This window comes from Oceanispirochaeta sp., from assembly GCF_027859075.1.
Lineage (GTDB): Bacteria > Spirochaetota > Spirochaetia > DSM-2461 > DSM-2461 > Oceanispirochaeta.
In genome coordinates, this window is sequence record NZ_JAQIBL010000190.1 from 1 (window position 1) to 9396 (window position 9396).

Below are 9396 nucleotides of genomic sequence, written 5' to 3' on the forward strand. Positions count from 1 at the left end.
GTCCTGCTGCCATTGTATAGATGATTCCGTCATTGACTTCATCAAACTCGGGCAGGGGGAAGATAAACTTGTTTATCACGGCCATTTTACACGCTTCTTCCACCCGCGCTGCAATGATGAAGGCTTTTACCGCTGCCGACATCAGGGGGGACAAACCGGTGGGTACGTTGCTGGAGAACAGGAGTTCAATAATGAGTGCCGGAATGGTTGCAAAAATCCCCCAGAGGAATGCCTTGGATACGGTTCTGCGAGGTTCCGGACGGGAGTCTCTTACGTAAAAATACCTCAGAAGGATCAAGGCCGGTACAAGAGCCAGAAGAAAACTGATGACCTGGGGCAGGAGCAGTAAGGAGAGGATGAAAAACATCAAATTAGTCCTTCAGGGTCTTTAAAAGACGGATGAACTCTTCATTCTGTTCCTGTGTCCCTATGGTATAACGGATCCATTCGCCCATCCCGAAGGAAGCCAAAGGCCGGATGGCCATGCCCTGTTTCAGGAAATTGTCAAAGACTTCTTTGCTGTCCATATCCACCTTGATGCAGATGAAGTTGGCCTCACTGGGATAAAAGAAGAAATTTTCCTCTTCAAGAGCCTTATACAGGTATTTTTTCCCTTCAGAACAGAGAGCAAGAGTCTTATTGATGAATTCATGATCCTTCAGGGCTTCAGCTCCGCCACTTTGTGCCAGCAGGTTCACATTGAAGGCCTGTTTGGCCCTGAATATCGCCTGGGTAAGATCCGGTTGTGCCATGGCATAACCGATTCTGAGACCTGCCAGACCGTAAATTTTAGAAAAGGTTCTGGTGACTATGAGGTTTGGATAGGTAGACAGCAGATCAGATCCCGAGCAGAACTCTTCATGGGTTGCAAATTCTGCATAGGCTTCATCCAGAATCAGGATCACGTCCCTGGGAAGTCTGTCTAAAAATGACCGGATTTCGCTGTCCTTGAGAAATGTCCCTGTGGGATTGTTCGGATTGGCTATAAAGGCAAGACATGTATCGTCCGTCACGGCTCCCAGAAGACCTTCAGTATCAAATCGGCCATTTTTCAGGGGGACTTTTATGACATGACCCCCAAAAAGAAGACCTGAAAAACTATATTCTGAAAATGTTGAGTCCGCAGTTATGACTTCCTGTCCCTCTTCAAGGAAGGTCCCCGCAATCATAGCAAATATCTCATCAGATCCATTGCCGACGATAAAGCATTCGGGATCCAGGTTGTAGTGTTCTGCCAGGGCATTGATCAGAATTCCCGACCGTCCGTCGGGGTAGCGATTCAGATGATTCAACTCTTGACTGATTGCAATGAGTGCCCGTGGGGATGGTCCAAGAGGATTTTCGTTGGATGAAAGTTTAATGGCGCCCGGTCTTGATTTTCCCGCAACATAGGGTGTTGTATTTCTGAGTGTTTTCCGGATTTTCATTGAAGCTCCTTGCCGTGGAAGACATCTCTCTTCCCGTGGGTATTCATGGTTTTAGTCTTTACAGTATTTAAGGAGCATCTCTTTAAGGTCAATAGGACTGACGGGTTTTACCAGAAAATCGTTCATTCCTGCATCTTTAATTTTCTGACTGTCTTCATGCAGAGCTAGAGCTGTGAGGGCAATAATGGGGGTTTTCCTCGGCATCTCCATCTCCATCTTCCGTAATTCGATTGTTGTTTCATATCCGTCCATTTCGGGCATTTGAATATCCATCAGAATAATATCCGGGTGATATTGCTTATATTTTTCAATGCCTTCGATGCCGTTTTCTGCGGTTACCACCCTGTATCCTGCCTTCTCAATAATTCTTATGGCCAGAAGTTGATTCACTCTATTATCTTCGAGAAGTAGTACCAGTGAGTCCTGATTCATAGACTTATCAATATGTTTTTCGATAGGATGATACTCTTTCTTCTTTTTTTCTTTCTTACTTCCTGCCGGGAATTCCAGAGGAAGGAAGAAGCGGAAGCTGCTCCCCCGGGTTTTTCCGCTTTTTACATCGATCTGTCCTCCCATTCTGCTTGTCAGGTAGGCACAGATCGCCAGTCCCAGACCTGTTCCTCCGTATTTCCGGGTTGTCGAGGCATCCACCTGAGTAAAAGAACGGAACAGGAGATGCTGCTTTTCTTTTGGAATGCCTATACCGGAATCGGATATAGTGAAGTAAATTCTTTGAGGTGACTTCTTTTTATCAACATGACTCGATAATTCTATGAAACCGCCGGGTGTAAATTTCAGCGCATTGTTCAGGAGATTCTGTATGATCTGCCTTATCCGTATGGGATCACCCTTAATGACCGGCGGAAGATCCGGTGCGGGATTGTATCTGAACTCCAGACCCTTCGATTTTGCCTGAGGGATAAAAAGCTTTGCAATATTATTCAGAAAGTCATGAAGGGGAATCGGAATCATTTCCACTCCCATGTTTCCCGATTTAATTTTTGAGTAGTCCAGGATGTCGTTAATTACCCGCATCAGGGAGTCTGCAGATAGATGAATAATATCCAGGTACTCCTTGAGAACCGGGCTCATCTCTTCCTCCAGAGCCAGATTGGTCAATCCAATGATACCGTTCATGGGTGTTCTGATTTCATGGGTCATGGCGGCCAGAAAAGTACTTGCTCCACTGTCCAGTGTTGAGGAATGCTCCATATCTACCTTCTCCAGAAACCACATAATCGGACCGGAGCCTTCTTTTTGGGAGATCTTTTTCAAGTTGATTTCTTTATGCCTGGGAGTCAGAAGGGCATGAATATGGCGTCCTTTCAAGTCCCCTTCCTCCAGTTGGAGAAGGGCTCCTGCGGAGTCGTTTGCTGATTCAATTAACCCGGACTGATCTGTTATAATCAGAGCTATGTCCATATTAATGAATAATTTTTTGAGCTGGGCTCCATTGATCACAAGATTCCTCCCTTGCTGAGTATCTGATAAGTATAATACAGAGCGCCGATGGAGTTACTGGAATCTGCCGCATCCATATCAAATTTAAGGATTGACCGGGTAATCGGCAGGGCGGAACCGGTATACTGGCTGCTTCCCTCTAATTGTTTTCGGCACCATTTCCAAATTTCCTTGAAATTACCCTCACTAAAGGAAGAATCCAGATGCTCCTGTGCCTGAAAGAATATATCCATTTCCCTGGTTTCATCCAAAAGGATGTGAAGCCCCTCACCGGCCTTCTGGTTGTTCATATGGTAGATCCATCCCAGGGGCGGACTCAGGTTATTCTGGCGGCTCACCAGTGTGAGAACGCTCTGTTCATAATTCAAGGGATTGTGAAGCATCTGTCTGATCTCTTCATTTGCCAGGGAGGAACCTGTATAAGTCAAAGAGAGAATTAGAGTTTTTCGCTTGAGGTTTGTATTTCCACCGCTCAGACGGCTGATGTCTCTGAAGGTTCTCATGTGTTCAATCGAAAAAATCATGGTCCATGTTTTTTTGAAGTCGGTGCTTCCGTCTTCATAAAAACCGGCATATTGCCTGAGAAAGGGTATGGTCATACCAAACAGAATCTCTATACAGATGGCACCCCAGCGCAGAATCAGGATGGTCCTTTCCTTTTTCTTCTTCATGGCTCTCACAAAAATCTTGCCTATATGCTGACCGGGTATATAGTCCACAACTTCCCGGTTGGGCATCTTTTTGAGATTGAAACTGGCCAGGGTATTCATAAGAATTCCCATAACCTGGAGAGTCAGTATCCCGGTCAACTCAGACAGGAAGTGAAGAGATGTCCAGACAAAGCTGAAAAAACGGGACAGGAGTGCCACTGAGTTAAACCGGCTGGACAGGGTCATGATCACCTCCCCCCTGGTTCGGCTTGTGGAAATCATCTTCTGTACTGTTTGTTGAACGGCGACACCGATCGTCCGGGTCATACAAAACATTGTATAGGTGGCTAAAATCAGATAAATGGCTATAGAGCCGGATAAAAAGGGAAGAGACAGGTACTTCGTTTTCTTGATCATGAGCTGATATATCCTGTAATGCGGAGAGATCCGACTTTCAAAAAAAAGAATAGGACTTTCGGAGGTTCAGGTAAAGGAAAAACAGAAAAAAAAGAATCCCCTCAGGATTTTCTGGAGATTGTATCGGCTGCCATCAGGGTGTGAAGAGTAATGATTATTTATTTTTCAAGATTGAGTACCCCTTTGCAGTTCTCAAAAGGGCTCCAATGACCGTTAAAGCAGCCATTATGGATGCACTGAAGACATAATACCGGGGAAACAGTAAAAATAATGTGTAAAATAATACCGTTTCAGTTCCTTCGATTAATCCTCGGGATATTGTGACAGAAGTGGATTCATTTTGGGCGGCAGCACCGGCTGCTCGTTTTTCAAGGAGCGCTGAAAGGTACATCCAGGTTGCGGAATTAACATAAAATGCGGCTAACAGAAACAGAGTGCTTATGTAAGAAGCGCGGCTGCCTTTTTGTAATGATATGGCAACAGGGATTAAAGCATAGACAATGAAATCACAAACTATATCCAGGTAACCCCCTTCATCGCTCTGGGTTCTCGAGGCCCTGGCAATCTGTCCGTCCAGTCCGTCGAGGATCCTGTTGATTATCCAGAGAATGAGAGCCATAGAATATTGCCCCAGGAGCACAGATGCTGCTGAAGCAATACCGAATAAAAGGGCTATTATTGTCATGAGACCGGCAGAAACATACCTGGAGACCCACAGGGCAAAGGGGTTCAGTATTTTGTCTTTCATAGGGCGCGTATACTCATCAAACATAAATTAAAGCTCCTGCTATTGGACTCTGTCCGTCCCTTTTATACTACAGTTATAGTTTAAAGCCGTCTTCAAATGTCCTGGAAATCATATAAAACTGTCAGAATTCTTCTCTCCCCCTTTTTTTGAAATGATATGGAGAAAGGCCTAGGTTGATACCTGATGAATCATGGGAGTATGGTTATGATACTGATCCGTAAATATATTTTATTGACCTTCTTTATGGGCTTTCCAATGATGTTCTCTATGGCTTTAGAGATCTCACTGGACAGCACCAATCTCGAAGTATGGAATCCTCTTACTTTTTCCAAAATCTCCCGGCACACAGAGTTTGCTACTGTCCAGGAAGACGGATACTCAGCAGCGATTGAGGTTGAGTCTGTTTCTCTGAAGTCAGTATCCCTCAGATCAGGGACAATGAAGTTTTTATTGAGGTTCATCCTGCAGTTGTGAATCCTGTGGATTATAAAATAATTTTTTTGTAACCCTAAAGAATGCTTATGGTTTCAAAGTTGTAGAACAACAAGATTTCTCCTAATGGACTTGTACGTTTTTTCATTTTGCTCGCCCCCGGGTTTCCTCCTTTTCCCGGGGGCTTTTTTTGTCCTTTTCGTTTTGCTGTCAGTGTGTCGACCGAGGGATTCTCAATTTATTAAATAATTGTTCTGCTATTGATTCTTTTCCAATCTGCCTAGGAGCCTGAGCAGACCATCTAAAAGCGTTAAGGGATGGGGAGGACATCCGGGAATGAATAAATCCACCGGCAGGCTGGATTCTACACCGTTGTTTACCTGCTCCATATCGATATAGGGACCTCCTGCAATGGCACAGGAACCTACCGCGATCAAAATTTTGGGTTCAGGGATAGCATCCCAGGCTTTTTTAAGGGCTATTTCCATATTTTTGGTCACTGGTCCGGTAATCAGAATTCCATCAGCATGGCGGGGAGATGCCACCATTTTTATACCGAATCGGCCTAAATCCCACCCGATTGTTCCCAGCACATTGACATCGGCTTCACAGGCATTGCAGCCACCGGCACTGATCTGCCTCAATTTTAAAGAATGACCGAAAAGTTTTTTCATTTTTTTGCTCAGCTCTTCAGCCAGCAGGATTTCTTTCTGTTCAGCAGTCACAATTAGATCCTCTCTGTTTCGTACAGAAAGTTTATAATCTTTGGAAAATGAAATTGCTTTTTCAGGGCATGCCTGAAAACAGTCTGTGCAGAATAAACATTTCCCCAGATCAAGTCTTTTGGATTTCGCGTCAATAGCACCGACGGGACAGATTTCTGAGCAGATATGACATAAAGGATCACATTTCTTTGTATCAAAAATCAGACGTCCCCGAAAGCGGTCCGGAAGGGCTGGAGGAGCACCTTTGGGGAATTTGATGGTACAATAACCTTGTTTTACTCGTGTCAGAATTTCTTTGTACATTTCTTTTCCTTATTTTTATAGGTCATGTCCGCAATAGGATAGATTGAAACTTTTGTTGCATAAGGGGAAATCAGAGATTTGCTGATTCCGTAAAGCCTGTGCCAATCCCTGCCAATTATGAAAAGAAGGATCTACTACCTTGTATCTGGCAAATCTGCCATTTTCATCGGTAAGAGCTACGTGACAGATTTCCCCACGCCATCCTTCATTCAAAGCTATTGATAAACTTAATGAGCTCAATTCTGCAGGTGCAACCAGAACATCCCCTTTCGGTAGAGCCTTTAACTGGTCAATTATAAAAGTAATTGATTTTTGGATCTCCATCCAACGGACATAAGCCCGCCCCAGGACATCTCCCGATTCGTAGATTGATACGGGTATTTGCGAAAAACGGAAAATACCATTGGGATGAGTATATCGTACGTCTCTCATAACCCCCGATGCTCTGGCTGCCGGCCCGACGAGTCCCATTTCTATTGTAAAATCTTCAGAAATAGAACCTGTCCCGGAGAAACGTGCCATAACAGTCTGATTGTCCCATAAAAGATTTATAGCATCAGTAATCTCTTTATCAATTTTGTCTATACGGTGAAGTATTTCCTTCACTTCCTGTTGATCAATGTTAAAACCGACACCTCCGGGATGTATGAACCCTCGGCCAAAACGGTTCCCGCAGAGGGAAGCGGTTAAATTCAGGAATTCTCCACGGAGACGACCGCAGAAACTGGATGTCGGCAGAAACCCGATATCTCCCGATCAGGCACCCAGGTCTCCCACATGATTGGCAATACGTTCCAATTCCAGAGCAATACCCCGGAGAGCCTGAGCCCGTACAGGTTTCTGAGTATGGGATAAAGCCTCATAAATCTGACAGTATGAAATAGAATGGCCAATCGTTGTATCTCCGGCAAGAGTCTCCATAAAATGAAGAGATCTTGAATCCGGTCCTGTCTCCATTGCTTTTTCAACGCCACGGTGTTGGAAGCCCAGGGCAATTTCCAGGTGGAAAACCTGTTCACCATGACACTGGAAACGATAATGTCCCGGTTCTATTACTCCGGCGTGGACAGGACCGACTGCTACTTCGTGAATCTGCTCTCCTTCAATCTTATAAAAATCACCTACACCAGGGAGTATCGGTTCATCTTTGTTTCGATTCCATGCATCCCTGGCGGTCCAGGAATGACAATAGCGAACAGGTTTAAACCAGGGATGACCCATTGGGATAATCCCGAACTGTTCAGCTATTTCACGCTCAAATAAATGAACCTGGGGACAACGGGCTGTGATAGAGGGGAATTCTGCACCTTTGATTATTGTTTTGCCTACATTCAGTTGATTAGATTCATCATCGGCTAAAATAACATACAAGGCAGTGGCATCCGCATTTTCAGTTTTTACACCGAATAAAGCGCTGACCCGCTGACCTCTGTTGACGGCTTCAATAATGGTCTCTGAAAAAATGTTTATTTCAAGGAGGGGTATTTCTTTAATCAAAATTGAATCGCCATTGGTCATTGTCGCTAGATTTTCATAAATTTGATTCATACTTTGTTCTCCAGAAAATGAGCCGCATTCTGAAGCATGTTTTGAAGGAACTCGGGTATATATAAACCCAACAGCAAAACAAGAGCCATAAATGCCAGAACAGGAGCAATGGTTAAAAAGCTCTCCTGATAGCCCGAATCGATTATATTCTCAGGAACTTTTCCCTGTACAACTTTTAGTACGGTAATACCCATACCGATAAAGACCAGTAAAAGAAAAAATAGAAAAAGTGAACCAGCAAGAATATGATTATGAGTAAAAGCGCTGGTAAGTATTGAGAATTCACTGACAAAGGGAGAAAAGGGAGGAGATCCGGTCACGGCAAGAAACCCTCCAAGAAATAAAGATCCCGATAAAGGTAATCTCCGCAGTGCTCCTCTTACCTGATCGGTGTTTTTACTGGAATAAGCCCTGTGAATATTTCCGGCAGAGAGAAAAAGAACACCTTTAGTCATGGCATTATTGATGACGTGGAGCAATGTCGCATAAAGAGCAGGAGCCCCTATTCCCAGCCCCAGAGCAAGGATTCCCATATGTTCGACACTGGAATAAGCGAGCATACGTTTAAAGTCCTTTTGGCTTAACATAAAAACACCGGCCACTGCCATGGAAAACAGACCCATAAATATGAGTAACTTTGACATAAAAGCGGTTTCTCCAGCAGCACTGCATATTTGATACATACGCAATAAAGCTAAAAAAGCTCCGCTTGTAATTCCACCGGCAAAAATACCCCCTACAACACCGGGCGCTTCCCCATAGGCGTCGGGTTTCCAGGTATGCATCGGTGCGAGTCCCATCTTTGTGCCATATCCGACCAGTATAAGAATAAAGGAGGCCTTAAGCCATGATCGGGACAATCGGGGGGCGGTTTTTAATAGAACTTCAAATGTAAGAGTTGCTTCCATCCCTCCCTGCATGGAGGAATAGGCAAGAAAAAAAGTACCCAGAAGAGCTAATGCGATACCGACGGATCCCACAAGAAGGTATTTCCAGGTCGCTTCGATACTGCGGGGAGTGTGATTAAAATAAATCAGCGGAGCTGTCACAAGGGTTGTCCCCTCTATGGCCACCCACATTAAACCCATATGGTGTGCCCAGATAGCAAGACTGATCAATCCCAGAAAAGCCAGTAGACAGGCTGTAAAAAAGCGATTGGAAAGTTTCTGTCTCAGTTTAAGATAACCAATGGTATAAAAGGATGAAAATAGAAACAGAATTGTTATTGTTATCAGAATAATCATGCCCACAGGATCAAGAACCAGCCATACAGAATGACTGCCCCATTCAGGGTGAAGAATGGCAGTGATAGTCGCGGTTAGGTGAACAATCGCCGTTATCGGCAATAGCCAGGGGCGCAGTGTATTGGAAGGAATGACTAACGCCAGACCTGCCATAAGTAACGGGAAAAAAATGAGTATCAACGCCATTCATTACTCCTTAAGGGCTGAGAGCATGCGCGTATCCAGTGAAGAAAACGCGCGATTAATATGATTTGTGATGATGGAAACAATGAAAATACTGACAAATAGGTCTAAAAGCATGCCCATTTCAACAACTAGGGGAATGGCTTCAATCAGAAGCAGACTGAAAATGTATATTCCGTTTTCCAATAAAAGATACCCTAAAACCTGTGAAATGGCTTTAACCCGGGTTGTTAATAAAATGAATCCTACAAATATGAC

Annotated in this window: 11 protein-coding genes; 1 reads left to right on the forward strand and 10 read right to left on the reverse strand. The window is 44.3% G+C overall.

Annotated features, from left to right (window positions below; genetic code table 11):
• The 5 genes from PF479_RS10395 to PF479_RS10415 form a co-directional block, all read right to left on the reverse strand.
• Nucleotides 1-367 (reverse strand): PrsW family glutamic-type intramembrane protease (locus tag PF479_RS10395; RefSeq protein WP_298005944.1); only part of this gene is annotated, 367 nt, incomplete at its 3' end.
• 4 nt (nt 368-371) lie between these two features.
• On the reverse strand, nt 372-1427 hold the full coding sequence (hisC, locus tag PF479_RS10400) for a histidinol-phosphate transaminase (RefSeq protein ID WP_298005946.1): 1056 nt from the start codon (nt 1425-1427) through the stop codon (nt 372-374).
• Between the two features lie 51 nt (nt 1428-1478).
• Nucleotides 1479-2888 carry an ATP-binding protein gene (locus PF479_RS10405; protein WP_298005949.1) on the reverse strand — a complete coding sequence of 470 codons (1410 nt, stop codon included), beginning with the start codon at nt 2886-2888 and terminating at the stop codon, nt 1479-1481.
• Nucleotides 2885-3955 (reverse strand): hypothetical protein, encoded by a 1071-nt coding sequence (locus PF479_RS10410; protein WP_298005951.1) that lies wholly within the window; start codon nt 3953-3955, stop codon nt 2885-2887. The genes PF479_RS10405 and PF479_RS10410 overlap by 4 nt, the downstream gene beginning before the upstream one ends.
• 154 nt (nt 3956-4109) lie before the next feature.
• Complete coding sequence (locus tag PF479_RS10415) at nt 4110-4703, reverse strand: CDP-alcohol phosphatidyltransferase family protein (RefSeq protein WP_298005955.1); 594 nt, start codon at nt 4701-4703, stop codon at nt 4110-4112.
• 204 nt (nt 4704-4907) lie between these two features.
• On the opposite strand from PF479_RS10415, the gene PF479_RS10420 reads away from it, so the two are divergent.
• Nucleotides 4908-5177, forward strand: a complete 270-nt coding sequence (locus PF479_RS10420; RefSeq protein ID WP_298005958.1) for a hypothetical protein — start codon at nt 4908-4910, stop codon at nt 5175-5177.
• A gap of 215 nt (nt 5178-5392) precedes the next feature.
• Here PF479_RS10420 and PF479_RS10425 read toward each other — a convergent pair whose 3' ends face one another.
• From PF479_RS10425 to PF479_RS10445, 5 genes are all read right to left on the reverse strand, one after another.
• Nucleotides 5393-6163 (reverse strand): hypothetical protein, encoded by a 771-nt coding sequence (locus tag PF479_RS10425; protein ID WP_298005961.1) that lies wholly within the window; start codon nt 6161-6163, stop codon nt 5393-5395.
• A 15-nt stretch (nt 6164-6178) separates the two neighbouring features.
• A complete protein-coding gene (locus tag PF479_RS10430) occupies nt 6179-6910 on the reverse strand; it encodes a hypothetical protein (protein WP_367277227.1) in 732 nt (243 codons plus the stop codon).
• A gap of 9 nt (nt 6911-6919) precedes the next feature.
• Nucleotides 6920-7711, reverse strand: coding sequence for an NADH-quinone oxidoreductase subunit C (locus PF479_RS10435; protein WP_298005964.1), 792 nt, complete (start codon nt 7709-7711; stop codon nt 6920-6922).
• Nucleotides 7708-9141, reverse strand: a complete 1434-nt coding sequence (locus PF479_RS10440; protein ID WP_298005967.1) for a proton-conducting transporter membrane subunit — start codon at nt 9139-9141, stop codon at nt 7708-7710. The genes PF479_RS10435 and PF479_RS10440 overlap by 4 nt, the downstream gene beginning before the upstream one ends.
• A 3-nt stretch (nt 9142-9144) precedes the next feature.
• The coding region (locus PF479_RS10445; RefSeq protein ID WP_298005970.1) for a hypothetical protein at nt 9145-9396 on the reverse strand (252 nt) is incomplete at its 5' end.